28 protein-coding genes are annotated in these 25587 nt (G+C 64.6%); 26 read left to right on the top strand and 2 right to left on the bottom strand.

All coding sequences use genetic code 11. The features are described 5' to 3' along the window. Positions 1-437: 437 nt before the first annotated feature. The 19 genes from KQ693_RS05675 (at position 438) to KQ693_RS05585 (ending at position 18150) form a co-directional block, all read left to right on the top strand. Positions 438-1370 carry an IS110 family RNA-guided transposase gene (locus tag KQ693_RS05675; RefSeq protein ID WP_267262191.1) on the top strand — a complete coding sequence of 311 codons (933 nt, stop codon included), beginning with the start codon at positions 438-440 and terminating at the stop codon, positions 1368-1370. Positions 1371-1375: 5 nt separating this feature from the next. Beyond that, the gene (locus tag KQ693_RS05670; RefSeq protein ID WP_015716522.1) at positions 1376-2020 is read left to right on the top strand and encodes a Rad52/Rad22 family DNA repair protein; all 645 of its coding nucleotides are present in this window, start codon (positions 1376-1378) and stop codon (positions 2018-2020) included. After that, positions 2017-2766 carry a metallophosphoesterase gene (locus KQ693_RS05665; RefSeq protein WP_267262190.1) on the top strand — a complete coding sequence of 250 codons (750 nt, stop codon included), beginning with the start codon at positions 2017-2019 and terminating at the stop codon, positions 2764-2766. The genes KQ693_RS05670 and KQ693_RS05665 overlap by 4 nt, the downstream gene beginning before the upstream one ends. After that, positions 2756-3574, top strand: coding sequence for a 16S rRNA (adenine(1518)-N(6)/adenine(1519)-N(6))-dimethyltransferase RsmA (gene rsmA / locus KQ693_RS05660; protein WP_038071569.1), 819 nt, complete (start codon positions 2756-2758; stop codon positions 3572-3574). The genes KQ693_RS05665 and rsmA overlap by 11 nt, the downstream gene beginning before the upstream one ends. A gap of 167 nt (positions 3575-3741) precedes the next feature. Then, complete coding sequence (locus tag KQ693_RS05655) at positions 3742-4101, top strand: NADH-quinone oxidoreductase subunit A (RefSeq protein WP_015716519.1); 360 nt, start codon at positions 3742-3744, stop codon at positions 4099-4101. Then, entirely contained in the window at positions 4092-4637 is a 546-nt protein-coding gene (locus KQ693_RS05650) for a NuoB/complex I 20 kDa subunit family protein (RefSeq protein WP_015716518.1), read from the top strand. Before KQ693_RS05655 ends, KQ693_RS05650 begins: the two co-directional genes overlap by 10 nt. 3 nt (positions 4638-4640) lie before the next feature. Continuing rightward, a complete protein-coding gene (locus tag KQ693_RS05645; protein WP_267262189.1) occupies positions 4641-5261 on the top strand; it encodes an NADH-quinone oxidoreductase subunit C in 621 nt (206 codons plus the stop codon). After that, on the top strand, positions 5258-6478 hold the full coding sequence (gene nuoD, locus KQ693_RS05640; protein WP_267262188.1) for an NADH dehydrogenase (quinone) subunit D: 1221 nt from the start codon (positions 5258-5260) through the stop codon (positions 6476-6478). The genes KQ693_RS05645 and nuoD overlap by 4 nt, the downstream gene beginning before the upstream one ends. 13 nt (positions 6479-6491) lie before the next feature. Then, positions 6492-7037, top strand: coding sequence for an NADH-quinone oxidoreductase subunit NuoE (nuoE, locus tag KQ693_RS05635; protein WP_015716515.1), 546 nt, complete (start codon positions 6492-6494; stop codon positions 7035-7037). Then, positions 7034-8347 carry an NADH-quinone oxidoreductase subunit NuoF gene (gene nuoF / locus KQ693_RS05630; protein WP_267262187.1) on the top strand — a complete coding sequence of 438 codons (1314 nt, stop codon included), beginning with the start codon at positions 7034-7036 and terminating at the stop codon, positions 8345-8347. Before nuoE ends, nuoF begins: the two co-directional genes overlap by 4 nt. A gap of 2 nt (positions 8348-8349) precedes the next feature. Continuing rightward, entirely contained in the window at positions 8350-10698 is a 2349-nt protein-coding gene (gene nuoG / locus KQ693_RS05625) for an NADH-quinone oxidoreductase subunit NuoG (protein ID WP_267262186.1), read from the top strand. Beyond that, positions 10695-11813, top strand: a complete 1119-nt coding sequence (gene nuoH / locus KQ693_RS05620) for an NADH-quinone oxidoreductase subunit NuoH (RefSeq protein ID WP_219760045.1) — start codon at positions 10695-10697, stop codon at positions 11811-11813. The genes nuoG and nuoH overlap by 4 nt, the downstream gene beginning before the upstream one ends. Further along, the gene (gene nuoI / locus KQ693_RS05615; protein WP_038031322.1) at positions 11810-12358 is read left to right on the top strand and encodes an NADH-quinone oxidoreductase subunit NuoI; all 549 of its coding nucleotides are present in this window, start codon (positions 11810-11812) and stop codon (positions 12356-12358) included. Before nuoH ends, nuoI begins: the two co-directional genes overlap by 4 nt. After that, entirely contained in the window at positions 12355-12894 is a 540-nt protein-coding gene (locus KQ693_RS05610; RefSeq protein ID WP_219760048.1) for an NADH-quinone oxidoreductase subunit J family protein, read from the top strand. Before nuoI ends, KQ693_RS05610 begins: the two co-directional genes overlap by 4 nt. Next, on the top strand, positions 12891-13178 hold the full coding sequence (nuoK, locus tag KQ693_RS05605) for an NADH-quinone oxidoreductase subunit NuoK (protein ID WP_267262185.1): 288 nt from the start codon (positions 12891-12893) through the stop codon (positions 13176-13178). Before KQ693_RS05610 ends, nuoK begins: the two co-directional genes overlap by 4 nt. A gap of 2 nt (positions 13179-13180) precedes the next feature. Further along, positions 13181-15001 carry an NADH-quinone oxidoreductase subunit L gene (gene nuoL, locus KQ693_RS05600; protein ID WP_267262184.1) on the top strand — a complete coding sequence of 607 codons (1821 nt, stop codon included), beginning with the start codon at positions 13181-13183 and terminating at the stop codon, positions 14999-15001. Then, entirely contained in the window at positions 14995-16404 is a 1410-nt protein-coding gene (locus KQ693_RS05595) for a complex I subunit 4 family protein (protein WP_267262183.1), read from the top strand. The genes nuoL and KQ693_RS05595 overlap by 7 nt, the downstream gene beginning before the upstream one ends. Next, a complete protein-coding gene (locus tag KQ693_RS05590) occupies positions 16401-17681 on the top strand; it encodes an NADH-quinone oxidoreductase subunit N (protein WP_267262182.1) in 1281 nt (426 codons plus the stop codon). The genes KQ693_RS05595 and KQ693_RS05590 overlap by 4 nt, the downstream gene beginning before the upstream one ends. Before the next feature lie 85 nt (positions 17682-17766). After that, positions 17767-18150 carry a hypothetical protein gene (locus tag KQ693_RS05585; RefSeq protein WP_038031307.1) on the top strand — a complete coding sequence of 128 codons (384 nt, stop codon included), beginning with the start codon at positions 17767-17769 and terminating at the stop codon, positions 18148-18150. Here the strand turns inward: KQ693_RS05585 and KQ693_RS05580 are convergent. Beyond that, positions 18140-18625 carry a DUF2939 domain-containing protein gene (locus tag KQ693_RS05580; protein ID WP_267262181.1) on the bottom strand — a complete coding sequence of 162 codons (486 nt, stop codon included), beginning with the start codon at positions 18623-18625 and terminating at the stop codon, positions 18140-18142. The genes KQ693_RS05585 and KQ693_RS05580 overlap by 11 nt on opposite strands. A gap of 154 nt (positions 18626-18779) precedes the next feature. Between KQ693_RS05580 and KQ693_RS05575 the strand changes: the two genes are divergently transcribed. Continuing rightward, positions 18780-20567 (top strand): WD40/YVTN/BNR-like repeat-containing protein, encoded by a 1788-nt coding sequence (locus KQ693_RS05575; protein ID WP_267262180.1) that lies wholly within the window; start codon positions 18780-18782, stop codon positions 20565-20567. Between the two features lie 230 nt (positions 20568-20797). Here KQ693_RS05575 and rocF read toward each other — a convergent pair whose 3' ends face one another. Beyond that, on the bottom strand, positions 20798-21688 hold the full coding sequence (rocF, locus tag KQ693_RS05570; RefSeq protein ID WP_267262179.1) for an arginase: 891 nt from the start codon (positions 21686-21688) through the stop codon (positions 20798-20800). Between the two features lie 84 nt (positions 21689-21772). On the opposite strand from rocF, the gene KQ693_RS05565 reads away from it, so the two are divergent. The 6 genes from KQ693_RS05565 to acpP all read left to right on the top strand — a co-directional run bounded on the left by KQ693_RS05565 (position 21773) and on the right by acpP (position 25554). After that, the gene (locus tag KQ693_RS05565) at positions 21773-22309 is read left to right on the top strand and encodes a DUF177 domain-containing protein (RefSeq protein WP_267262178.1); all 537 of its coding nucleotides are present in this window, start codon (positions 21773-21775) and stop codon (positions 22307-22309) included. A gap of 58 nt (positions 22310-22367) precedes the next feature. Further along, the gene (gene rpmF, locus KQ693_RS05560; RefSeq protein ID WP_015716502.1) at positions 22368-22550 is read left to right on the top strand and encodes a 50S ribosomal protein L32; all 183 of its coding nucleotides are present in this window, start codon (positions 22368-22370) and stop codon (positions 22548-22550) included. 92 nt (positions 22551-22642) lie between these two features. After that, positions 22643-23611, top strand: coding sequence for a beta-ketoacyl-ACP synthase III (locus tag KQ693_RS05555; RefSeq protein WP_267262177.1), 969 nt, complete (start codon positions 22643-22645; stop codon positions 23609-23611). Then, positions 23611-24528 carry an ACP S-malonyltransferase gene (gene fabD / locus KQ693_RS05550; protein WP_267262176.1) on the top strand — a complete coding sequence of 306 codons (918 nt, stop codon included), beginning with the start codon at positions 23611-23613 and terminating at the stop codon, positions 24526-24528. Before KQ693_RS05555 ends, fabD begins: the two co-directional genes overlap by 1 nt. Further along, positions 24521-25258 carry a 3-oxoacyl-[acyl-carrier-protein] reductase gene (gene fabG / locus KQ693_RS05545; protein ID WP_267262175.1) on the top strand — a complete coding sequence of 246 codons (738 nt, stop codon included), beginning with the start codon at positions 24521-24523 and terminating at the stop codon, positions 25256-25258. The genes fabD and fabG overlap by 8 nt, the downstream gene beginning before the upstream one ends. Before the next feature lie 53 nt (positions 25259-25311). Continuing rightward, on the top strand, positions 25312-25554 hold the full coding sequence (gene acpP / locus KQ693_RS05540) for an acyl carrier protein (RefSeq protein ID WP_015716498.1): 243 nt from the start codon (positions 25312-25314) through the stop codon (positions 25552-25554). The last annotated feature ends 33 nt before the right edge of the window (positions 25555-25587 follow it).

Here is a 25587-nt window from a genome sequence, read left to right as displayed (position 1 = left end):
AGCGAGTTCATGGCGTCAGCCACCCTTGACACGGGGGAGGGGTTGGGGGTGGGGGCGGTAGACTTTTCCTATGACCTTGGGCCTCCTTATTTTGCTCGTGGTCATTGGCTTGGCATGGACCCTTAGGAAGAGGTCTTCTCTTTCTCCTTCTCCTTTGCGGTGTTCTCGGTGCGGCATGCCTCACCGCTTGGCCTTGCAGGTCAAGGAATACAAGCGCCATTGCCCGTATGTTGCCTATGGTCAGTGTCCCTATGACCCTCGGCGTGGTATTTACCGTTTGCGGAGGTAAGATGAAGGGGGCGGGTCGTGGCCGGGTACACTTTTGGCCTCTCATGGTCGGTCCATAGATTGGCCTTAACCCCTAGCGTGGTTAGTGTTGGCCTTTTCGGTCGCTTGTAAGCTTGCTAACGGGGTGCCCGCCCCTTGACCTTTTGCCTATGTTTGTAGGAGTGGATGTAGCGGCTAGGTGGCTGGATGTGGCCTTCGGTCCCTCTGGTGAGGTCCTACGGGTTTCTAATCCTGAGGGTATTCCTGCTTTGTTGGACCGTCTTCCGTCTGGGGCTGTTGTGGGCTTGGAGGCTACGGGTACCTACTACCGCCCTTTGGCTTATGCCTTATTCCGTGCGGGTTTTCGGGTCTATGTGCTGAACCCTGCGGCGGTTAAGGCGTTTGGTCGTTCCCTTTTGCGTCGTGCTAAGACGGATAAGGCGGATGCCCGGCTTATTGCCCGGTTCCTCTCTGAACGCTATCAGGACCTTACTCCATATCAGCCTTCGGATGATGCCCTTGCACTTTTGTCGGTGCTGGTCCGCCTGTGGGATGGCCTAACGTCTGACTGGGTGGGGGTCCTCAATCGCTTGCACGCATGGGAGTATGCGGTGCCTGGTCTATCCGGCTTGGTGCGGTATGTGCCTTCTACCATAGATGACTTGCGTGCTCGTGTGTTGCGTGAGGCGTTGGCAATAGCGACTTCTGACCCCGTTTTATCCTCGTGGTTGCAGGCTATTAGGTCTTTGCCGGGGTTTGGTCCGGTGTTGGCGTTGAAGGTGCTGGCTTACTCTGGGGACTTGCGACGTTTTTCGTCTGCTCGGGCTTATGCGGCGTTTACTGGTCTGACCCCCCGCCTGGTCCAGTCGGGTGAAGCTCGTGAACGGGCTCGGATTTCTCGGGTGGGGCCTCCCCGGTTGCGTGCTGTCTTCTACCTGGCGGGTGTTCTTGGTTATCGCTCTTCGCCTGAGTATCGGGCGTTTGTGGAGGGGCTTATGGCTCGGGGCAAGCCTAGAAAAGTTGCGCTGACGGCTTTAGCTAACCGTCTTGCTCGGGCGGTGTGGTCGGTGTGTGTGAAGGGGGGCTTGACAAAATGGGGTTAGTGTCTATGGACGAAGTCTGGCAAAAACTCTCCGAACCCTTCCCCCCCGGCGAGGTGCAGTGGCGCATTGAGGCCCTCTCTCGGGATAAAAAACGCGCCCTGGTGGTTCCCTATGTGGATGCCCGTACCGTTTTGGACCGGCTGGACCGGGTGGTGGGTCCCGAGGGGTGGCAGGACGCCTACGAGGTGCTGGCCGACGCCGAGCGTGCGGTGAGGGACGAGCGGGGGGAGCGGCGGGAACGCCTGGTGGAGGTGAAATGCCGCCTCACGGTCCTGGGGGTGACCAAGGAGGACGTGGGGGAAGGGGATTCCCTGAAGGCGGCCTTCTCCGACGCCTTGAAGAGGGCTGCGGTGAAGTTCGGGGTGGGCCGGTACCTCTACCGCCTCGAGAAACAGTGGGTGGACTACGACCCGGAGAAGGGCCGCTTCACCCCACCCAAGCTGCCCGAACCCTCCCCTGGCGAGGAGGAGGGCCTCGAGGAGGAAAAGCCCGAGGCCTACCGGCTCATCGACCAGCTTCTGGAAAGGCTCAAGGAAAAGGGCCTGGGCAAGGAGGCCGCCAAAATCGTTACCAGGTACGGCGGCTACGGCAAAACCCCCGAGGAAACTAAGCGGCTTTACGGGGAGCTCAGGGCCCTGCTTAAGGGATGAGAATCGTCGCCGTCGGGGACCTTCACGCCAACTTCCCCGCCCTTTGGCGGATCCTCAAGGCAGAGGGCCTGGCGGATGCCGGGCTTAAGCCTACCGAGGAGCTCCTTTCGGGGAAGACCCACCTGGTCCTCCTGGGAGACTTGGTCCACCCCAAGACCCCCAGGGACTACGAACGCCTGACGGGGCTTAGCCCCTTCGACCCCCTGGACCCAAACCACCTGCGCCTGGCGGCAGGGGCTCAGATTCGGGAGCTATTCCGGCTAAAGGCCTTTCAGGAGGCAGCCCAGGGGCAGGTGACCATCCTCCTGGGCAACCACGACGAGGCGGTGCTGAGGGGGGAACCCATCCTGGGAAACCAGCACCTCAAGCACCTGGAGTTCCATCCCGAACACGGGGGGCGCCCCCTTCCCGAGGCCCTCAGGGCCTGGATAGCGGGCTTCCCCCGGGAGGTGGTCTTCCATGGGGTGCACTTCGCCCACGTGGGACCTGTGCCCTGGCTCCAGGAGTACGACGAGCTCTTCTACGCCCAAAGCGAGCCCAAAACCTGGTGGTTCCGCACCCCCGACTACGTGGAGCGGATGGGCTACCGCTACGGCGTCTACGGCCATGTGCCCATGAAGGAGGGCATCCTGCTAAAGGAACGCTTCGCCCTCATCGACGCCCTGGACCTGGGGGAGTACCTGGAGCTCTTCCCAGGGGAAGAGCCCCTGCGCCCCGTGGTCAAGCGCCTGAGCCATGCTCAATAACCTCACCTCCCCCAAGGGAATACGGGAACTCCTGAAGCGCCACGGGCTTTTCGCCGACAAGCGCCTGGGGCAAAACTTTCTGGTTTCGGAAGCCCACCTAAGGCGCATCGTGGAGGCGGCCAAACCCTTCACCGGCCCCGTCTACGAGGTAGGGCCCGGCCTTGGGGTCCTCACCCGGGCCCTGGCGGAGGCGGGAGCCCAGGTCACGGCCATCGAAAAGGACCTGCGGCTCAAGCCCGTGCTGGAGGAAACCCTGAGGGGCCTCCCCGTCCGTTTGGTCTTCGCCGATGCCCTCGCCTACCCCTGGGAGGAGGTGCCGGAAAATAGCCTTCTGGTGGCCAATCTCCCCTACAATATCGCCACCCCCTTGGTCACCCGCCTCCTCAGGACCGGGCGGTTTGCCCGCCTGGTCTTTCTGGTGCAGAAGGAGGTGGCCGAACGCATGGTGGCCCGGCCCAATACCCCTTCCTACGGCCTCCTCTCCCTACGGGTGGCCTACCACGCCCAGGCGGAGAAGCTCTTTGACCTGCCCCCGGGAGCCTTCTTTCCCCCTCCCAAGGTGGTGAGCAGCCTGGTGCGCCTCACCCCCAGGAAGGTGCCGGACGACCCTGCCCTTTTCCAGCTCCTCGAGGCCGCCTTCTCCAAGCGGCGCAAGACCCTGAAAAACGCCCTCACCGCCGCCGGGTACCCCAAGGAGGAGGTGGAGGAGGCCCTTAGGAGCCTGGGTCTTCCCCCGGATATTCGGGCGGAGGCCTTGGACCTATCCCACTTCCAGAGGCTCAAGGACCTTCTCTACACCAGGGTGTAATGTCTTAGCTGCCGATAATCAAATGGCTTACACCGATTAGCCTCCCCTTCGGTGTAACCCACCCCTATTGTCCCGCACCTGGGGTGATAAGATGGGCGGGAAATGAGGAGGGGGCTTGGGGATTTTGGGCTTCCTCCTCGTGACAAGAGGCACGAAAGGAGGGGACCTTGGCGCCAACAGCAGAGTACGTGAGCATCCTGATCTATCTGGGGGTGGCCCTTTTCATCGGGGTGGCGGCCCTGGTGGTGGGGGCCCTCCTGGGTCCCAAGAAACCGGGGAAGGCCAAGCTGATGCCCTACGAGTCGGGGAACGACCCGGCGGGGGAGGTTAAGCGCTTCCCCGTCCACTTCTACGTGGTGGCCATGCTGTTCATCCTCTTTGACGTGGAGGTGGCCTTCCTCTGGCCCTATGCGGTGAGCGCAGGCACGCTCGGCCTGTACGGTTTCCTGGGCGTGGCGGGCTTCACCCTGCTCCTCTTCGTGGGCTTCCTCTACGAGTGGTGGAAGGGGGTGATGCGGTGGCACTGAAGGACCTCTTTGAGCGGGACGTGCAGGAGCTGGAGCGGGAAGGCATCCTCTTTACCACCCTGGAGAAGCTGGTGGCCTGGGGACGCTCCAATTCCCTATGGCCCGCCACCTTCGGCCTGGCCTGCTGCGCCATCGAGATGATGGCCTCCACCGACGCCAGAAACGACCTAGCCCGCTTCGGGAGCGAGGTCTTCCGGGCAAGCCCCCGCCAGGCGGACGTGATGATCGTGGCGGGCCGGCTTTCCAAGAAGATGGCCCCTGTCATGCGGCGGGTCTGGGAGCAGATGCCCGACCCCAAGTGGGTGATCTCCATGGGGGCCTGCGCCAGCTCGGGGGGGATGTTCAACAACTACGCCATCGTGCAGAACGTGGACTCGGTGGTGCCGGTGGACGTGTACGTACCCGGCTGCCCCCCGCGCCCCGAGGCCCTTATCTATGCGGTGATGCAGCTACAGAAGAAGGTGCGCGGCCAGGCGGTCAACGAGCGGGGCGAGAGGCTTCCCCCCGTGGCCGCCTGGAAGCGCGCCAGGGGGTGAGGTATGCGGCTCAATAGGGTGCTGGAAGAAGCCCAGGCCAAGGGCTACACCATAGAGGACAACGGCCTCGGCAACCTCTGGGTGGTGATGCCCCGGGAGGCCTTCAAGGAGGAGATGGTCCGCTACAAGGCCCTGGGCTTTAACTACCTGGCGGACATCGTGGGCCTGGACTACCTGGAATACCCCGACCCCCGCCCGGAGCGCTTAGCCGTGGTCTACGAGCTGGTCTCCCTTCCCGGGTGGCAGGACGGGGACGGAAGCCGGTTCTTCGTCCGGGTCTACGTGCCGGAGAAGGACCCCAGGCTTCCCACCGTCACCGACCTCTGGGGAAGCGCTAACTTTTTGGAGAGGGAGGTTTACGACCTCTTTGGGATCGTCTTTGAGGGCCACCCGGACCTGCGCAAGATCCTGACCCCGGAGGACCTCGAGGGCCACCCCCTGCGCAAGGACTTCCCCCTGGGGGAAACCCCCACCCTCTTCCGCGAGGGGCGCTTCATCGTGCCCAGCGAGTTCCGGGCCTCCCTTACCGGGAAGAACCCCGGCCTCACCCTATACCGGGGCGGTAGCCGCAAGGGGTACCGGGCCCTTTGGGCCGATCTCATGAAGGCCAAGGAGGTCAAATGAAGGACTACCTGGACCTGGACCCAAGGGTGGCGGAGGAGCCCAAGGAGCTCCGCACGGAGGTCATGACCCTGAACGTGGGACCCCAGCACCCCTCCACCCACGGGGTGCTGCGAGTGGTGGTGACCCTATCGGGCGAAGAGGTCCTGGACCTCGTCCCCCACATCGGCTACCTCCACACCGGGTTTGAGAAGAATATGGAGAACCGGACGTATACGCAGGTGATCACGTATACGCCCCGGATGGACTACCTCCACTCCTTCGCCCACGACCTGGCCTACGCCCTGGTGGTGGAGAAGCTGGTGGGGGCGGCGGTGCCCCCAAGGGCTGAAACCATCCGCATCATCCTGAACGAGCTTTCCCGCCTGGCCAGCCACCTGGTCTTCCTGGGCACCGGGCTACTGGACCTCGGGGCCCTTACCCCCTTCTTCTACGCCTTCCGGGAGCGGGAAACCATCCTGGACCTCTTCGAGTGGGTAACGGGCCAGCGCTTCCACCACAACTACATCCGCATCGGCGGGGTCAAGGAGGACCTCCCCGAGGAGTTCGTGCCCGAGCTTAAAAAGCTTTTGCAGGTCCTGCCCCACCGCATCGACGAGTACGAGGCCCTCTTTGCGGAAAGCCCCATCTTCTACGAGCGGGCCCGGGGCGTGGGGGTCATCCCCCCCGAGGTGGCCATCAACCTGGGCCTCACGGGCGGCTCCCTAAGGGCCAGCGGGGTGAACTACGACGTGCGCAAGGCCTACCCCTATGCGGGCTACGACACCTACCAGTTTGATGTGCCCTTGGGGGAGCACGGGGACGTGTTCGACCGCATGATCATCCGCATCCGGGAGATGCGGGAGTCGCTGAAGATCATCCAGCAGGCCCTGGAGAGGCTGGAACCAGGGCCGGTGCGGGACCCCAACCCCCAGATCACCCCGCCTCCCAGGCACCTTTTGGAAACCTCCATGGAGGCGGTCATCTACCACTTCAAGCACTACACCGAGGGTTTCCATCCCCCCAAGGGGGAGGTGTACGTGCCCACGGAATCCGCCAGGGGCGAGCTGGGCTACTACATCGTTTCCGATGGGGGCAGCATGCCCTACCGGGTCAAGGTGCGGGCCCCAAGCTTCGTGAACCTGCAAAGCCTCCCCTACGCCTGCAAGGGGGAGCAGGTGCCCGACATGGTGGCCATCATCGCCAGCCTGGATCCCGTCATGGGCGACGTGGACCGATAGGAGGGAAGGGAAGATGGGGTTTTTTGACGACAAGCAAGACTTCCTGGAGGAAACCTTCGCCAAGTATCCACCGGAGGGGCGACGCTCCGCCATCATGCCCCTCTTAAGGCGGGTGCAGCAGGAGGAGGGCTGGATCCGCCCGGAGCGGATAGAGGAGATCGCCCAGCTGGTGGGCACCACGGCCACGGAGGTCATGGGGGTGGCGAGCTTCTACTCCTACTACCAGTTCGTGCCCACGGGGCGCTATCACCTTCAGGTGTGCGCCACCTTGAGCTGCAAGCTGGCCGGGGCCGACGAGCTTTGGGATTACCTCACGGAAACCCTGGGCATCGGCCCGGGGGAGGTGACCCCGGATGGCCTTTTCAGCGTGCAGAAGGTGGAGTGCCTGGGAAGCTGCCACACGGCCCCCGTGGTGCAGGTGAACGACGAACCCTATGTGGAATGCGTGACCCGGGCGAGGCTTGAGGCGCTTCTGGAGGGCCTCAAGGCGGGCAAGCGCCTCGAGGAGATCGAGCTTCCCGGCAAATGCGGGCACCACGTGCACGAGGTGGAGGTATGACCGGGCCCATCGTTTCCGGACGCGACCCCCGCTTTGAAAAAACCCTCTACGCCCACGTGGGCCAGGAGGGAAGCTGGACCCTGGACTACTACCTGAAACACGGGGGATACGAAACCGCCAAGCGGGTTCTAAAGGAGAAAACCCCGGAGGAGGTCATCGAGGAGGTGAAGCGCTCGGGGCTTAGGGGCCGGGGCGGGGCAGGCTTTCCCACAGGGGTGAAGTGGAGCTTCATGCCCAAGGATGGGAAGCAACACTACCTGATCTGCAACGCCGACGAATCCGAGCCGGGTAGCTTCAAGGACCGGTACATCATGGAGGATGTTCCCCACCTGCTCCTCGAGGGCATGATCCTGGCAGGCTACGCCATAAGGGCCACGGTGGGGTACATCTACGTGCGGGGGGAGTACCGCAAGGCGGCGGACCGCCTGGAGGCCGCCATCCAGGAAGCCCGCGCCCGGGGCTACCTGGGGGAGAACCTCTTCGGCACGGATTTTTCCTTTAACGTGCACGTGCACCGGGGGGCCGGGGCCTACATCTGCGGGGAGGAAACCGCCCTCATGAACTCCCTGGAGGGCTTAAGGGCCAACCCCCGCCTGAAGCCTCCCTTCCCCGCCCAATCCGGCCTCTGGGGCAAGCCCACCACCATCAACAACGTGGAAACCCTGGCCTCGGTGGTGCCCATCCTGGAACGGGGGGCCGACTGGTTCGCCAGCATGGGCACCGAGCAGTCCAAAGGGATGAAGCTCTACCAGATCTCCGGCCCGGTAAGGCGGCCAGGGGTTTATGAGCTTCCCATGGGCACCACCTTCCGGGAACTCATCTACGACTGGGCGGGAGGGCCCCTGGAGCCCATCCAGGCCCTCATCCCCGGGGGATCCTCCACCCCGCCCTTGCCCTTTACCGATGAGGTCCTGGACACCCCCATGAGCTACGAGCACCTGCAGACCAAGGGCTCCATGCTGGGCACCGGAGGCGTGATCCTCATCCCGGAGAGGGTCAGCATGGTGGACGCCATGTGGAACGTGACCCGCTTCTACGCCCACGAGTCCTGCGGCAAGTGCACCCCCTGCCGGGAGGGGGTGGCGGGTTTCATGGTGAACCTCTTCGCCAAGATCGGCTCCGGGGAGGGGGAGGAGAAGGACGTGGAAAACCTGGAGGCCCTTCTGCCCCTCATCGAGGGCCGGAGCTTCTGCCCCCTGGCGGATGCGGCGGTGTGGCCGGTGAAAGGCTCCTTGAAGCACTTTAAGGACCAGTACCTGGCCCTGGTGCGGGAAAAGAAGCCCGTGCCCAGGGTGAACCTCTGGAGGTGAAGGTGGTTAAGGTCAAGGTCAACGACCGCATGGTGGAGGTGCCCCCGGGGACCAGCGTCATGGACGCGGTCTTCCACGCGGGGTACGACGTGCCCCTCTTCTGCTCGGAAAAGCACCTCTCCCCCATAGGGGCCTGCCGCATGTGCCTGGTGCGCATCGGCCTGCCCAAAAGGGGCCCGGACGGCAAGCCGGTCCTGAACGAGAAGGGAGAGCCCGAGATCGCCTGGCAGCCCAAGCTGGCGGCCAGTTGCGTCACCGCCGTGGCGGACGGCATGGTGGTGGACACCCTTTCGGAGGTGGTGCGGGAGGCCCAGGCGGGGATGGTGGAGTTCACCCTCCTCAACCACCCCTTGGACTGCCCCACCTGCGACAAGGGGGGAGCCTGCGAGCTCCAGGACCGCACGGTGGAGTACGGGCTTTACGAGAAGTATTACCAGAAGGCCCCCCTTGAGCTTCCCACCTATACCCGCTTCGAGTTCACCCGCCGCCACGTGGACAAGCACCATCCCCTCTCCTCCTTCGTGGTGCTGGACCGGGAGCGGTGCATCCACTGCAAGCGCTGCGTGCGCTACTTTGAGGAGATCCCGGGAGACGAGGTCCTGGACTTCATCGAGCGGGGGGTGCACACCTTCATCGGCACCATGGACTTCGGGCTTCCCTCGGGGTTTTCCGGGAACATCACCGACATCTGCCCGGTGGGAGCCCTTCTGGACCTCACCGCCCGCTTCCGGGCCCGCAACTGGGAGATGGAGGAAACCCCAAGCCACTGCGCCCTATGCCCTGTGGGGTGCGGCATCACCGCGGACACCCGTAGCGGCGAGCTTTTAAGGATCCGGGGCCGGGAAGTCCCTGAGGTGAACGAGATCTGGCTTTGCGATGCGGGCCGGTTCGGGCACGAGTGGGCGGACGAGAACCGGATCAAATACCCCCTGGTGCGGAAAGGGGAAAGGCTGGTGGAGGCCACCTGGGAGGAGGCCTTCGCCGCCATCCGGGAGGGCCTCAAGGGGGCCAGGAAGGAGGAGGTGGGCATCTACCTACCCCACGACGCCACCCTCGAGGAGGGCCTCATGGCGGCGGAGCTGGCCCGGGGGCTAAACACCCCCCACCTGGACTTCCAGGGCCGCACCGCCGCCCCAGCGAGCCTCTACACACCCGCCACCTTTGAGGACCTCCTCAGGGCCGATTTCACCCTGGTCCTAGGGGATCCCACGGAGGAAGCCCCCCTCCTGCACCTCCGCCTAAGCGAGTTCGTGCGGGACCTCAAGCCCGCCCCCAGGTTCGCCCACGGCACCCCCTTCGCCGACCTCTCCATCAAGGAGAGGATGCCCCGCCGCACCGACAAGATGGCCCTCTTCGCCCCCTACCGCGCCCCCTTGATGAAGTGGGCCAGCCTCGCAGGGGTCCACGCCCCCGGGGAGGAGCGGGAGATCCTCCTGGCCCTTCTTGGGGACAAGGAGGGGAGCGAGGCGATCAAGCAGGCCAAGGAGGCCTGGGAGAAGGCCCAAAACCCCATCCTCATCCTGGGGGCTGGGGTCTTGCAGGATGCGGTGGCGGCGGAAAGGGCAAGGCTTTTGGCCGAGCGCAAGGGGGCCAAGGTGTTGGCCATGACCCCGGCAGCGAATGCCCGGGGCCTCGAGGCCCTGGGGGTCTGGCCCGGGGAGAAAGGGGCGGCCTGGGACGAACCCGGAAGCCCCTATGCCTACTACGGCTTCGTACCTCCGGAAGGGGCCCTAAAGGACAAACGCTTCCTGGTCATGCACCTAAGCCACCTCCACCCCCTGGCGGAGCGGTATGCGGATGTGGTCCTTCCCGCCCCCACCTTCTACGAGAAGCGGGGGCAGGTGGTGAACCTGGAAGGACGGGTCCTCTCCCTCAACCCCTCCCCCATCGAAAACGGCGAGGCGGAGGGCGCCATCCAGGCCCTGGCCCTGCTGGCCGAGGCCCTTGGGGTGCGGCCCCCCTTCCGGCTTGGCCTCGAGGTGGAGCGGGAGCTCAAGAAAAAGGTGTCCGCTCCTAATGGCCTGCTCACCCACCGCACCCAGCGCCTGCGGCCCAGGGCCCAGGAGGGAAGGCTCTACCTTAGGCCCACCATGTGGAGGGCCTGGCAGCTTACGGGCAAGGTGGCCCAGACCGTCCGCCCCGAGCTTTGGGTCCACCCGGAAACCGCCAGGGCCGAGGCCCTCTTGGAGGGAGCCCGGGTGGAGGTGGAAGGCCCCTTGGGCCCGGTCCTGGCCCAGGTGGTCCACCGGGAAGACCTGCCCAAGGGCTTCCTCTACCTCTCCGCCCTCGGTCCCTTTGCGGGCAGGAGGATGGAGGCCAAGGTGTTGGTTCCCACGGGAGGTGAGGCATGAACCCCTATCCCTTGGATCCCTACTGGATGGTGGCCTTGAAGGCCCTCCTGGTGGTGGTGGGCCTCCTCACCGCCTTCGCCTTCATGACCCTGATCGAGCGCCGCCTTCTCGCCCGCTTCCAGATCCGCCTGGGCCCCAACCGGGTGGGGCCCTCGGGCCTTCTCCAGCCCGTGGCCGACGCCATCAAGAGCATCTTCAAGGAGGACCTGGTGGTGGAGCGGGCGGACAAGGTGCTCTTTGTCCTGGCTCCCTTGATCGGCGTGGTCTTCGCCCTCCTGGCCTTCGGGGCTATCCCCTTCGGCCCCCCGGGGAGCTTCTTCGGCTACCAGCCCTGGGTCTTGAACCTGGACCTTGGCCTCCTCTACCTCTTCGCCGTGAGCGAGATGGCCATCTACGGCATCTTCCTGGCGGGCTGGGCCTCCGGGAGCAAGTATAGCCTCCTGGGCTCCTTGCGCTCCTCGGCAAGCCTCATCTCCTACGAGCTGGGGCTCGGCATGGCCCTCCTCTCCCCTGTCCTTCTGGTGGGGAGCCTGAACCTGAACGACATCGTGAACTGGCAGAAAGAACACGGCTGGCTCATCCTCTACGCCTTCCCCGCCTTCCTCCTTTACGCCATCGCCGCCCTGGCGGAGGCCGCCCGCACCCCCTTTGACCTGCCCGAGGCGGAGCAGGAGCTCGTGGGGGGGTACCACACGGAGTACAGCTCCATCAAGTGGGCCCTCTTCCAGATGACCGAGTACATCCACTTCATCACCGCCAGCGCCCTCATCCCCACCCTCTTCCTGGGAGGCTGGACCATGCCCTTCCTGGAGGTTCCCTACCTCTGGATGTTCCTCAAGATCGCCTTTTTCCTCTTCCTCTTCATCTGGATCCGGGCCACCTGGTTCCGGTTGCGCTACGACCAGCTCCTGCGCTTCGGCTGGGGCTTCCTCTTCCCGGTGGCCCTGGTCTGGTTCCTGGTGACCGCCCTGGTGGTGGCCTTAGACCTTCCCCGCTCCTACCTCCTCTACCTCTCCCTGGCCGCCTTCTTGGTCCTTCTGGGAGCGGTGATGTACAGCCCCAAACCCACCCGCAAGCCAGCCCCCAAGGGGCTATCCAAGGGAGGTGGCGCATGACCCTAAAGGCCCTGGCCCAAAGCCTCGGCATCACCCTCAAGTACCTCTTCTCCAAGCCGGTGACCGTTCCCTATCCCGATGCCCCCGTGGCCCTCAAGCCCCGCTTCCACGGCCGCCATGTGCTCACCCGCCACCCCAACGGCCTGGAGAAGTGCATCGGCTGCTCCTTGTGCGCGGCCGCCTGCCCCGCCTACGCCATCTACGTGGAGCCCGCGGAAAACGACCCGGAGAACCCGGTTTCAGCGGGGGAGCGCTACGCCAAGGTCTACGAGATCAACATGCTCCGGTGCATCTTCTGCGGGCTTTGCGAAGAGGCCTGCCCCACCGGGGCCATCGTGCTGGGCTACGACTTCGAGATGGCCGACTACGAGTACTCCGACCTCATCTACGGCAAGGAGGACATGCTGGTGGATGTGGTGGGCACGAAGCCCCAGCGCCGGGAAGCGAAGATGACCGGCAAGCCCGTGAAGCCCGGCTACGTGGTGCCCTACGTCCGCCCGGAGCTGGAGGGGTTTAAAGCCCCCACAAAAGGAGGCAAAAAATGACCCCCTGGGAAGCCTTGGCCCTCCTGCTCCTCCTTTTCACCGGGGTCCTGGTGGTCACCCTGAAAAACGCCATCCACGCCGCCTTGGCCCTCATCGGGAACTTCCTGATCCTGGCCGGAATCTACGTGGCCCTCGAGGCCCGCTTCCTGGGCTTCATCCAGATCATCGTGTACGCCGGGGCCATCGTGGTCCTCTTCCTCTTCGTGATCATGCTCCTCTACGCCGCCCAGGGCGAGGTGGGCTTTGACCCCCTGGTGCGAAGCCGTCCCCTGGCCGCCCTCCTGGCCTTGGGGGTAGCCCTGGCCCTCCTCTCGGGGCTTTGGGGCCTGAACCTCGCCTTTACCAAGGACCTGCAGGGGGGCCTGCCCCAGGCCCTGGGGCCCCTCCTCTACGGGGACTGGCTTTTCGTCCTGCTGGCGGTGGGCTTCCTCCTCATGGCGGCCACGGTGGTGGCGGTGGCTCTGGTGCAACCCACCCGCCCCCTGGACGCCCTAAGCCCTGAGGAGCGCAAGGAGGAGAAGGAGGTGGTGCGGTGACCTACCTGTACGCCTCCGTCCTCCTCTTCGCCCTGGGGGTCTACGGGGTTTTGACCCGCAGGACCGCCATCCTGGTCTTTCTCTCCATCGAGCTCATGCTCAACGCCGCCAACCTCTCCCTGGTGGACTTCGCCCGGGCCTTTGGCCTGGAGGGCCAGGTGGCCGCCCTCATGGTCATCGCCATCGCCGCCGCCGAGGTGGCGGTGGGTCTGGGCCTCATCGTGGCCATCTTCCGCCACCGGGAGAGCACCGCGGTGGACGATCTCTCGGAGCTTAGGGGGTGAAGATGCTGCTGCTGACCATCCTCCTTCCCCTCTTGGGCTTTGCCCTTTTGGGGCTTTTCGGAAAACGGATGAGAGAACCCCTCCCCGGGGTCCTGGCCTCGGCCCTGGTCCTGGCCTCCTTCCTGGTGGGGGTGGGCCTTCTTCTTTCGGGCGGGGCCCGCTACGAGGCGGAATGGCTTCCCGGGATCCCTTTTAGCCTGCTTCTGGACAACCTCTCCGGTTTCATGCTCATCATCGTCACCGGGGTGGGCTTCCTCATCCACGTGTACGCCATCGGCTACATGGCCGGGGATGCGGGCTATAGCCGCTTTTTCGCCTATTTCAACCTCTTTATCGCCATGATGCTCACCCTGGTTCTGGCCGACAGCTACCCGGTGATGTTCATCGGCTGGGAGGGGGTGGGCCTGGCCAGCTTCCTCCTCATCGGCTTCTGGTACAAGAACGCCCACTACGCCGACTCCGCCCGCAAGGCCTTCATCGTGAACCGGATCGGCGACCTGGGCTTCATGCTGGGCATGGCCATCCTGTGGGCCCTTTACGGCACCCTTTCCATCAGCGGGCTGAGGGAGGCCCTGGAAGGCCCCTTGAAGAACCCCAGCCTCCTGGCCCTGGCGGGCCTCCTCCTCTTCCTGGGGGCCGTGGGCAAAAGCGCCCAGGTGCCCCTCATGGTCTGGCTTCCCGACGCCATGGCCGGTCCCACCCCGGTTTCCGCCTTGATCCACGCGGCCACCATGGTGACCGCCGGGGTTTACCTCATCGCCCGTAGCTCCTTCCTCTACGCCAACCTTCCCGATGTTTCCTACACCATCGCCGTCATCGGCCTCATCACTGCCCTTTACGGGGCCCTTTCCGCCTTCGGCCAGAACGACATCAAAAGGATTGTGGCCTACTCCACCATCAGCCAGCTGGGCTACATGTTCCTGGCGGCGGGGGTGGGGGCCTACTGGGTGGCGCTTTTCCATGTCTTCACCCACGCCTTCTTCAAGGCCCTCCTCTTCCTGGCCTCGGGAAGCGTGATCCACGCCCTGGGCGGGGAGCAGGATGTGCGGAAGATGGGCGGCCTCTGGAAGCACCTGCCCCTAACCCGCTGGCACGGGCTCATCGGGGCCCTGGCCCTGGGGGGCCTGCCCCTGCTCTCCGGCTTCTGGTCCAAGGACGCCATCCTCACCGCCACCCTCACCTACCCCTTCGGCGGCCTGGGCTTCTACCTGGGGGCGCTCTTCGTGGCGGTCCTCACGGCCATGTACGCCATGCGCTGGTTCGTCCTGGTCTTCCTGGGCGAGGAGCGGGGCCACCACCATCACCCCCACGAGGCCCCTCCCGTGATGCTTTGGCCCAACCACCTCCTGGCCCTGGGCTCGGTGCTGGCGGGGTACCTGGCCCTGCCCCTGCCCTTCCCCAATGCCCTCGAGCCCTTCTTGAAGCCCACTCTGGCGGAGGTGGAAGCCCACCACCTCTCCCTGGGAGCGGAGTGGGGGCTCATCGCCCTCTCGGGTGCGGTGGCCCTCCTTGGGCTTTGGCTGGGCTACACCTTCTTCCAGAGGAAGGCCTTCCCCAGCTGGTACCTCACCTTTGAGGCCTGGAGCCGGGAAAGCTTCTACGCCGACCGGGTGTACAACGCCCTCATCGTCAACCCCTTGAAGGCCTTAGCGGAAGCCCTCTTCTACGGGGATGGCAGCCTCCTTCGCGGCTACTTCGGCGTGGGCGGGACGGTGCGGAACCTGGGACAGGGTATCGCCCGCCTGCAGACCGGCTATCTAAGGGTCTACGCCCTGCTTTTCGTGCTGGGCGTTCTGGTGTTGCTGGGGGTGATGCGGTGGTAGTCCTGGCGATCCTCCTACCCATCCTCTTCGGCCTTCTCCTCCTCCTGGGCCTTCCCCGCGCCCTGGGGGTCCTGGGAGCGGGCCTGAGTTTTCTCTTGAACCTCTACCTCTTCCTCACCCACCCGGGCGGGGTGGCCCATGGGGTCCAGGCCCCCCTCCTTCCCGGGGCCGGGGTCTACTGGGCCTTCGGTTTGGATGGCCTTTCCGCCCTCTTCTTCCTCACCGTCGGCCTCACCGTCTTCCTGGGGGCCCTGGTGGCCAAGGTGGAGGGGCGGTTTTTGGGGCTTGCCCTTCTCATGTCCGGCCTCCTCCTGGGGCTTTTCGCCGCCCGGGACCTTCTGGTCTTCTACCTCTTCTTCGAAGCGGCCTTAATCCCAGCCCTCCTCATGCTCTTCTTCTACGGGGGTGAGGGAAGGATCCGGGCCATCTACACCTTCCTCCTCTTCACCCTGGCGGGCTCCTTGCCCATGCTGGCCGCCATCCTGGCGGTGAAGGCGTTAGGGGGTAGCCCCACCTTCCTCCTCGAGGACCTCCTGGCCCATCCGGTTAAGGGAGGCGCCGCCCTTTGGATCTTTTTGGGCTTCGCCCTGGCCTTCGCCGTCAAGACCCCCTTGTTCCCCGTGCACGCCTGGCTCCCCCTCTTCCACCAGGAAAACCATCCCTCGGGGCTCGCCGACGCCCTGGGCACCCTTTACAAGGTGGGGGTCTTCGCCTTCTTCCGCTTCGCCATCCCCCTCGCCCCCGAGGGGTTTGCGGAGCTTCAGGGGCTTCTCCTCTTCCTGGGAGCCCTCTCCGCCCTCTACGGGGCCTGGGTGGCCTTCTCCGCCAAGGACTTCAAAACCCTCCTGGCCTACGCCGGGGTTTCCCACATGGGGGTGGCCGCCTTGGGCGTCTTCTCCGGTACCCCGGAAGGCGCCCTAGGAGGGCTCTTCCTCCTGGCGGCCAGCGGGGTGTACACGGGAGGGCTCTTCCTTCTGGCGGGGCGGCTTTACGAGCGGCTTCACACCCTCGAGATCGGCCGCTTCCGGGGCCTGGCCGAAAGCGCCCCCGGCTTAAGCGCCCTGGCCCTCTTCCTCTTCCTGGCCATGGTGGGGCTTCCTGGGCTTTCCGGCTTCCCCGGGGAGCTTATGACCCTCCTGGGCACCTACAAGGCCAGCCCCTGGCTCACCGCCATCGCCTTCCTCTCGGTGATCGCCGGGGCCGCCTACGCCCTCACCGCCTTCCAGAAGGTCTTCTGGGAGGAGGGCCAAAGGGGAGCGGAGGACCTCAAGGGGGCGGAATGGCCTTTCGCCTTCCTGGCGGTGGCCGCTTTGGTCCTCATGGGGGTCTTCCCCGGGTTCTTCGTAAAGGGCCTTGAGCCCCTGGCGGAGGCCTTCGCCAAGATCCTTGGAGGTGGCGCATGATCCTTTTGGTGCTGAGCTCCTTTGCCGTAGCCCTCACCCTTGTGGGCTTCTTCGTTTCTGTGCCCCTTTTCAAGCGCCTCACCATCCTGGGGCTCTCCTTGGCCCTGCTCTCCCTCCTCTTCACCTGGGGGAAGCCCTTCGCCCTTGGCCCGTACCAGGTGGACGGCATCTCCCAGGTCTTCACCCTGCTCGTCCTTCTGGGAGCCCTCTGGACCGTGGGGCTGGTGCGCACCCGGCGGTTTGAGTTCTACCTCCTGGTCCTCTACGCCGCCCTGGGCATGCACCTTCTCGCCTCCACCAAGAACCTCATCCTGATGCTGGTGGCCCTCGAGGCCCTCTCCCTGCCCCTTTACGCCCTGGCCACCTGGCGGCGGGGAGAAGGCCTGGAAGCCGCCTTGAAGTACTTCCTTCTGGGGGCCCTGGCGGCCGCCTTCTTCCTCTACGGCACCGCCCTCCACTACGGGGCCACGGGAAGCCTCCTGGCGGGAACCCCTGGCGAAGGTCCGCTTTACGCCCTGGCCCTGGGCCTCCTCCTGGTGGGGCTTGGCTTCAAGGTGGCTCTGGCTCCCTTCCACTTCTGGACCCCGGATGTCTACCAGGGTAGCCCCACCCCGGTGGTGCTCTTCATGGCCACGGGGGTGAAGGCAGCGGCCTTCGCCGCCCTCCTCCGGGTGGTGGGACCGGGTGCCCTGGATGCCCTGGCCCTCCTCATCGCCCTCTCCGTCCTCCTAGGGAACCTGGCCGCCTTGGGCCAGAAGGAGGCCAAGCGGCTTCTCGCCTATAGCTCCATCGCCCATGCGGGGTACATGGCCTTGGCCCTTTACACGGGGAACCTGCAGGCCCTGGGCTTCTACCTCCTCACCTACGTGCTGGCCACGGGGCTGGCCTTTGCCGTGCTCTCGGAGATCTCCCCCGACCGCGTGCCCCTGGAGAGGGTAAAGGGCCTCTTCCACCAGGACCCCCTCCTGGGCCTTGGCCTCTTCGTCTCCTCCCTCTCCCTCCTGGGCCTGCCCCCGCTGGCGGGCTTTTGGGGCAAGTACCTGGTCTTCAGCGAAGCCGCCAAGGCAGGGGCCTGGGGGCTTCTGGTCCTGGCCCTGGTGACCAGCGCCGTGAGCGCCTACTACTACCTGGCCCTGGGCTTGGCCGTGTTCCAGAAAGGGGCAGCCGAGGCCCATCCCCGTCCCTTGGCCCGGAGCGTGGCCCTGGGGGTGGCTCTTCTCCTCATCCTGCTGGGCCTTATCCCCGGGGCGGTTCTCCCCGCCCTGGCCGCGGGCTAAGCCCGGGGCCTTCTTTCGGGCCCTGGGGCACGGAAGGTATCCCGGGGCCCGGGTTTTTTTCCCACTTCAGGTTTACACTCTAAGCATGGAGGACCCCCTGGCCCACCTGCCGCGGGAGCTTCTGCACAAGGATCCCCTGGGCTACGTGGCCCGGGGGGCCCAGGCCTTGCCCAAGGACCTCCGGGGGGCCTGGCTCCTAGGGGTGGTGAGCGGCTTCCTCTGGCCGGAAGCCCCTGCGCCCAAGGATCTTTCCGCCTTCTTCCGCCGGAGCGAGGGAGCCTGGCGGGAGGCGGAGGAGTACTTCCTGGAAACGGGGCTGGACTTTCCCGTGCTGGTGAGCCAGTGGGCCAGGGAGGCCCTGGACCCCCTTCTTCACCGCAAAAAGGAACCTCCCTGGGAAAGCCTCGCCCTGGCCTTCCACGGAGGGCAGAAGCTGGGACGGTACCTGCGGAGCCAGGCTAGGGGTTAACCACCATCCGCACCACCCGCCACCTTAACCCCTGGCGCTCCATCACCAAACCGGTTTGCGGGTCATCCCGGTGGTGGACAAAGACCCGTGAAAGCCCCTGCCGTTTGAGCCGCCACTGGCGCACCTCTTCCAGACTGGCCTCCCCGGGGTCTTTCCCCGTGCCCAAGCTGGCAAGACCCTCAGGCGTAAGCAGGGCATCCACCAAGGCCTGGATCAGGCTCCCGGCGAAGAGCAACCCCAAAGCCGCAAAAGGATTGTCCTGGGCCTTTTCCAGCTCCTTGGCCATGGCGGCATTGAGGTCCGCCTTGAGGTTTTCCCTAACCCGGGGAAAGTCCACGTACCGCTCCAGTGCTGCCGCATCCTGGCGCTCGATGGCTGCCTGGAGCCCTCGCAGGGCAAAGTAAGGCGAGAGAACCAGGTAGCCTCCCAAAACCAGGAATAGGAGAAGGATCCCCACCCACCAGCGAGCCTTCATGGGGCTAATCTAGCCAGTATAAACCCTGGCGTCAATTCTTAAAAACTAAGGACCGACCTTCTCGCAGGAGTTCAGATACCCCTGGAATTGCCCTGAAAAAGTCCTGTATCCTGAGAGCAGGACCCCAGTACAAGGGTCTAAAAGGAGGTGGTGAATGCAAAACTCCATATCCATAGGATCTAGGTTTATCAACTTTCTTCTTACCCTACCCCTTCTCCTCCTGGCTGCCTACGCCAACCCCGGTGGCCAGGAAGGAAAAGGAGCCGGGGGGACAGTCTGGCGAGTGGTCCAGACGTACCCGCCCCTGTCTGCTGTCACCTACGGTAACGGTCTCTTTGTAGCCGTGGGGGAGGAAGGGGTTATCCTTGTCTCCTCAGATGGGAACACATGGGAAAAAGCCCAGACTCCAATAACGGATTTAACCCTTCTTGGTGTCACTTACGGCAACAGTCTCTTTGTAGCGGTGGGGGAGAATGGCATCATCCTCACCTCTCGAGATGGGCGTACATGGCAACCCCAGAACTCGGGGACAGATGTATCCCTATATAGTGCCTCCTACGGCAACGGCCGCTTTGTGGTCGTGGGCGCGGATGGTACCATCGTCACCTCTGCCGATGGAACCAGGTGGACGCCCCGAACCTCAGGAACGACTCAGGACCTCAACGGCGTTACCTTTGGTAAGAGTCTTTTCGTGGCCGTGGGGGGTGAAGGTGTCATAGTAACCTCTCCAGATGGGAGCAAGTGGACGGCCCAAAGCTCGGGGATGCCCTTGAACCTCAGTGGCATTGCCTATGGTAAAGGCCTCTTCGTGGCTGTGGGGGCTGAGGGCATCATCCTCACCTCCCAAAATGGGAGTTCGTGGGAGGCCCAAATTTCGGGGACGAATAGACGGCTCAATGGTATCACCTATGGTAACGGCCTTTTCGTAGCTGTTGGAGATAGAGGCTGCATCCTCATTTCCCAAGATGGGGAAGCATGGGAAGATCAAACTCCACAGAGGATAGAACCCCTCTTTGGGGTTACCTACGGTAACGGTCTCTTCGTAGCAATAGGGGGAGGCACCTTCCTAGGAACTAAAAGCACCATTCTTACCTCCAGAAATGGGAACACATGGGAGGAACCTCGCGCCTCAAGGACGAATTTGAGCCTCCTTGATATTACCTACGGTAATGGCCTCTTCGTGGCCGTGGGGGGCGAAGGAACCATCCTCACCTCGGATGATGGGAGCAGGTGGACAGCCCGAACCTCAGGGACAAATGCGTACCTCCGTGGTGTCACCTACGGTAACGGCCGCTTCGTGGCTGTGGGGTATGGAGGCATCATCCCCACCTCCCGTGATGGGATTGAGTGGACCCGCCGCAATTTAGAGATGCTCGGAGGCCTCAGTGATGTTACCTACGCCAACGGACTTTTCGTGGCAGTGGGAGATTACGGTACCATCCTTACGTCCCGAGATGGAAGTAGGTGGACGCGCCAAACTTCGGGAACGAGAGCAACCCTCTCTAACGTCACGTATGCTAACGGCCTCTTTGTAGCGGTGGGGGATAAAGGTACCATCTTAACCTCCCCAGATGGGATCACGTGGACGCAACGGATCTCAGGAACGAATGCGTGGCTTCGTGACGTCACCTACGCTAACGGCCTCTTTATGGTGGTGGGGTATGAAGGCACCATCCTAACCTCCTCAGATGGGAGTACATGGAAAGCCCAAAACTTAGGAAGGAATGAACCCCTTTTCGCTGTCACCTACGGCAATGGCCTCTTCGTAGTGGTGGGGGGAAACAGCGCCCTAGGGAGTAGAGGCATCATCCTCACCTCCCGAGATGGGAGCAGATGGGAGGCCCAGACCCCGGGAACGGGAGCGGGACTTAGCGGTGTCGCCTTCGGTAACGGCCGCTTTGTGGCAGTAGGTGAACGCAACACCATCCTGGTTTCCCCCTAGTCCGGCTAAGGTAGGACCAGCCGTCCCGTGGGGGGACCGCCCTTTCCTGTTACGGCTCTCGCGCATGGGGCCCTAAGGCTCTTCCACCAGGCCCCGGGAAGCCCTCGGGAAAGGAGGGGTACAAGTCGGCCGAAACTGGATACCCCCCACAAAGGCATGGGATACTTGGCTAATGCCCCTAGAGCGCACAAAAGGGGGCGGAGATTTCTGAATTTAAGGGCGAAGGTCAGTTAAAGGATACGCTTTCCCAGGAGACTCGAGGCCAACCCCACCATCATCTCCGCGGTGCGGTTACGCTCGTCCAGAATGGGGTTCACCTCCACCAGGTCCAGGCTCCGCACCCGGCCCGACTGGGCCAGGATCTCCATGAGGAGGTGCGCCTCCCGGTAGGAAAGGCCCCCGGGCACCGGGGTCCCCACCCCGGGAGCCAGGGTGGGATCCAGGACGTCGGCGTCCAGGGAAACGTGGAGGGGCAGGCCGGAAAGCCTTTCCAAAACCTCCTCGGCGATGCGGGCTACCCCCAGGCGGTCCACCTCGTGCATGGTGTAAACGGTAACCCCCATTTCCCGAAGAAGCCGCCTCTCCCCGGGGTCCAGGCTCCGCACCCCCACCAGGACCACCCTCTTGGGATCCACCGCCTGGAAGGCCTCCGTGAGGCGGGGGTGCCCAAGCCCGCAGAGCACCGCCAGGGGCATGCCGTGAATGTTTCCCGAAGGGCTGGTTTCCGGGGTGTTGAAGTCCGCATGGGCATCCACCCAGACCACCCCCAAGGGCTCCTTGGCCACCCCGCTCACCGAACCCATGCTCAGGGAATGGTCCCCGCCCAGCACGATGGGAAATACCCCCTCCGGCAGGGAGCGGAGCCGCTCCTTGAGCTCGAGGGCCGCCTGGCGGATCTCCTCCAAGTAGTTCTCCCCGCTCGGGCGCAAGCCCTTTCGCCTGAGGGTTTCCGCCACGGGTACCCGCACGTCCCCCAGGTCCTCCACCGCCAGACCCAGGGCCTCGAGCTCCTCCGCCAGCCGGGCATAGCGCAAAGCGGAAGGCCCCATGTCCACCCCACGCCGGCCTGCGCCTAAGTCCATGGGCACACCCAGGATGGCCACCCGCTCCATGGGGGGCATGCTAGCAGAAAACCCCATGCACCGCTTGGGAACTTTATGCCGACCCCCTAGGAGGAAGGGGCTTTTGGCGCTATACTTAAAAGGATGGAACACCGCGAGGTGGCAAGCATCAACCTGGCCCGCCTCTTGCGGGAAGGAGGTACGGCCCGCGCCGCAGGCGTGGTGCGGGAGGCCTTTCGGGTAGGCGAGGAGCGCTTCCCCCTGGAAGGAGAAGCCACCTGGAAGGTGGCGGTTTCCGCCGTGGGAGGGGATGAGTACTGGCTTTCGGGTGAGGTGAAAGGCGTGGTCCTCATGGAGTGCCGCCGCTGCCTCAAGCCCACCCCCACCCCCATCCACGCCCACTTCCAGCACCTCCTCCGCTACCAGCAAGGCCTGGAAGAGGTGGTCTTCCACGAGGAGAAAGAGGAGGAGTACTACGCCTTTGGCGAGCCCGACCTGGACCTTCTCCCCTTCCTCACCGAGGCGTTCGTGACGGAGATGCCCTACACCGTCCTCTGCGAGGAAGGGTGCAAGGGCCTCTGCCCGGTCTGCGGGGCGGACCGCAACCTGGTGGACTGTGGCCACGAGCCGGAGGTCCACCACCCCTTCCTCGGCCTTAAGGACCTCCTTCCCGAACTCTAGCGGGTCTGCTATACTACCAGGGGTTTAGCGGGGGCCAAGCCCCCCTGGAGGATTGGAGATGGCCAAGCACCCTGTACCCAAGAAGAAGACCTCTAAGGCGCGGCGCGATGCCCGCAGGAGCCACCATGCCCTGACCCCCCCGACCCTGGTCCCCTGCCCCGAGTGCAAGGCGATGAAGCCCCCGCACACCGTCTGCCCGGAGTGCGGCTACTACGATGGGCGCAAGGTTCTAGAAGTCTAGACCCGGTCAAGACTTAAGGGACCCCGGTCTCCGGGGTCTCAACTTTTTGCGCCATGGGCCGGTATAGTGGAGCCCATGACGGGAGGTCAGGCATGAGCGGCATCCTGGCCCTGGGGGCTTACGCCCCCGAGAGGGTCATGAAGAACGAGGAATTCGAGGCCTACCTGGACACCTCGGACGAGTGGATCGTGACCCGCACGGGCATCCGGGAACGGCGCATCGCCGCCGAGGACGAGTACACCTCGGACCTGGCCTTCAAGGCGGTGGAGGACCTTCTTGGGCGCCACCCGGGGGCCCTGGAAGGAGTGGACGGGGTCGTCGTGGCCACCAACACCCCCGATGCCCTCTTCCCCGACACCGCCGCCTTGGTGCAGGCCCGTTTCGGCATCCAGGGCTTCGCCTACGACCTGTTGGCGGGTTGCCCGGGCTGGCTTTACGCCCTGGCCCAGGCCCACGCCATGGTGGAGGCGGGCCTGGCCCGTAAGGTCCTGGTGGTGGGGGCCGAGGCCCTTTCCAAGATCGTGGACTGGAACGACCGGGCCACCGCGGTCCTCTTCGGGGACGCCGGGGGAGCGGCGGTGGTGGGCAGAGTGCGGGAAGGCTTCGGCTTCCGCTCCTTCGTGCTGGGGGCCGACGGCACCGGGGCCAAGGAGCTCTATCACGCCTGCGTGGCCCCCAGGCTTCCCGACGGGACCTCCATGCGCAACCGCCTCTACATGAACGGGCGGGAGGTCTTCAAGTTCGCCGTGCGGGTGATGAACACCGCCACCCTCGAGGCCATAGAAAAGGCCGGCCTCACCCCGGAGGAGATCAAGGTCTTCGTGCCCCACCAGGCAAACCTCAGGATCATCGACGCCGCCCGGGAGCGCCTGGGCCTTCCCTGGGAACGGGTGGTGGTGAACGTGGACCGCTACGGCAACACCTCCACCGCCTCCATCCCCCTGGCCCTTAAGGAGGCGGTGGACGAGGGCCGCATCCGGGAAGGGGACCACGTGCTTCTGGTTTCCTTCGGGGCTGGGCTCACCTGGGCGGCCGCCGTAATCACCTGGGGGGGAGCTTGATGTACGCCGCCCTTTTCCCGGGACAGGGCTCCCAGCGGGTGGGGATGGGCAAAGCCCTTTACGAGGCCTCGCCCGCCGCCAAGGAGGTGCTGGACAGGGCCGAGGCTACCCTGCCCGGCCTCCTTAAGCTCATGTGGGAAGGACCCGAGGAAACCCTCACCCTCACGGAAAACCAGCAACCCGCCCTTCTGGCGGTGGGCTATGCCGCCTACCGGGCCTTCCTGGCGGAAGGGGGAACCGAACCTTCCTTAGCCGCCGGGCACTCCCTGGGGGAATGGACCGCCCATGTGGCCGCGGGCACCCTGGAGCTGGAGGATGCCCTGAAGCTGGTGCGCCTCCGGGGCCGGTACATGCAGGAGGCCGTGCCCCCAGGGGAAGGCGCCATGGCCGCCATCCTGAAGCTTCCCCTCGAGGCCATCCAGGAAGCTTTGGCGGGGTTAGAGGGGGTGGAGATCGCCAACCTAAATGCCCCCGAGCAGACGGTGATCTCCGGCAGGAAGGAGGCGGTGGAAGAGGCGGCAGAAAGGCTAAAGGAAAAACGGGCCCGGGTGGTCTTCCTCCCGGTCTCCGCCCCCTTCCACTCCTCCCTGATGGCTCCTGCCAAGGAGCGCCTGGCCCGGGACCTGGCCCAGGTGACCCTGAGGAAGCCCCGCTTCCCCGTCTACTCCAACGTGACCGCAACGCCCGAGGAGGATCCCGAGCGCATCCGTGCGCTTCTCCTGGAACAGATCACCGCCCCGGTACGCTGGGTGGAAACCCTAAAGGACATGGAAAAGAGGGGCATCCGGCGCTTTTTGGAGTTCGGTAGCGGCGAGGTGCTCAAGGGCCTGGTGGCCCGCACCCTGAAGGAAGCGCACGCCCTTTCCGTGGGGGACCCGGAAGGGGTAAGGAAGGCGTTGGAGGTGGAGGATGCGTAAGGCACTGGTGACGGGGGCCAGCCGGGGCATTGGCCGGGCTATCGCCCTCAGGCTGGCCCGGGAGGGCTACGCCCTGGTGATCCACTACGGGCAGAACCGGGAGAGGGCGGAGGAGGTGGCGGAGGAGGCCAGGAGGCTGGGAAGCCCCCTGGTGGGGGTTTTGGGGGCCAACCTCCTGGAGGCGGAGGCCGCCACGGGCCTGGTCCACGGGGCGGCGGAGATCCTGGGGGGTCTGGACACCCTGGTGAACAACGCCGGCATCACCCGGGACACCCTCCTCGTCCGCATGAAGGACGAGGACTGGGAAGCCGTGCTGGAAGCCAACCTCTCCGCGGTCTTCCGCACCACCCGTGAGGCCATCAAGCTCATGATGAAGACCCGCTTCGGGCGCATCGTGAACATCACCAGCGTGGTGGGCATCCTGGGCAACCCCGGCCAGGCCAACTACGTGGCCTCCAAGGCGGGGCTTATCGGCTTCACCCGGGCGGTGGCCAAGGAGTACGCCGCCCGAGGGATCACGGTGAACGCCGTGGCCCCCGGGTTTATCGAAACGGAGATGACGGAAAAGCTTCCGCCCGAGGTGCGGGAGGCCTACCTGAAAAGCATCCCCGCAGGCCGCTTCGGCCGGCCGGAGGACGTGGCCGAGGCGGTGGCCTTTTTGGTCTCCGAGGCCGCGGGCTACATCACCGGCCAGACCCTGTGCGTGGACGGGGGGCTCACCCCCCATTGAAGGGGCCGGGCCCTAGGCTATACCCCGTGGTAAAATCCCCAAGGGAGGTTTTCATGACGGAGCAGGAGATCTTTGAAAAGGTGAAGGCGGTTATTGCGGACAAGCTCTCGGTGGAACCCGAGAAGATCACCCTCGAGGCCCGCTTCATCGAGGACCTGGGGGCGGACAGCCTGGATACCGTGGAGCTCATCATGGGCCTCGAGGACGAGTTCGGCCTGGAGATCTCCGACGAGGAGGCCGAAAAGATCCGCACCGTGAAGGATGCGGTGGCCTACATCCAGGCCAAGCTGGGCTAGGGCTTAGGGCTTTAAGGGGCGCTTCCTGCGCCC

The organism is Thermus brevis (assembly GCF_026427635.1).
Lineage (GTDB): Bacteria > Deinococcota > Deinococci > Deinococcales > Thermaceae > Thermus > Thermus antranikianii.
This window is presented reverse-complemented; position numbering and strand designations above follow the sequence as displayed.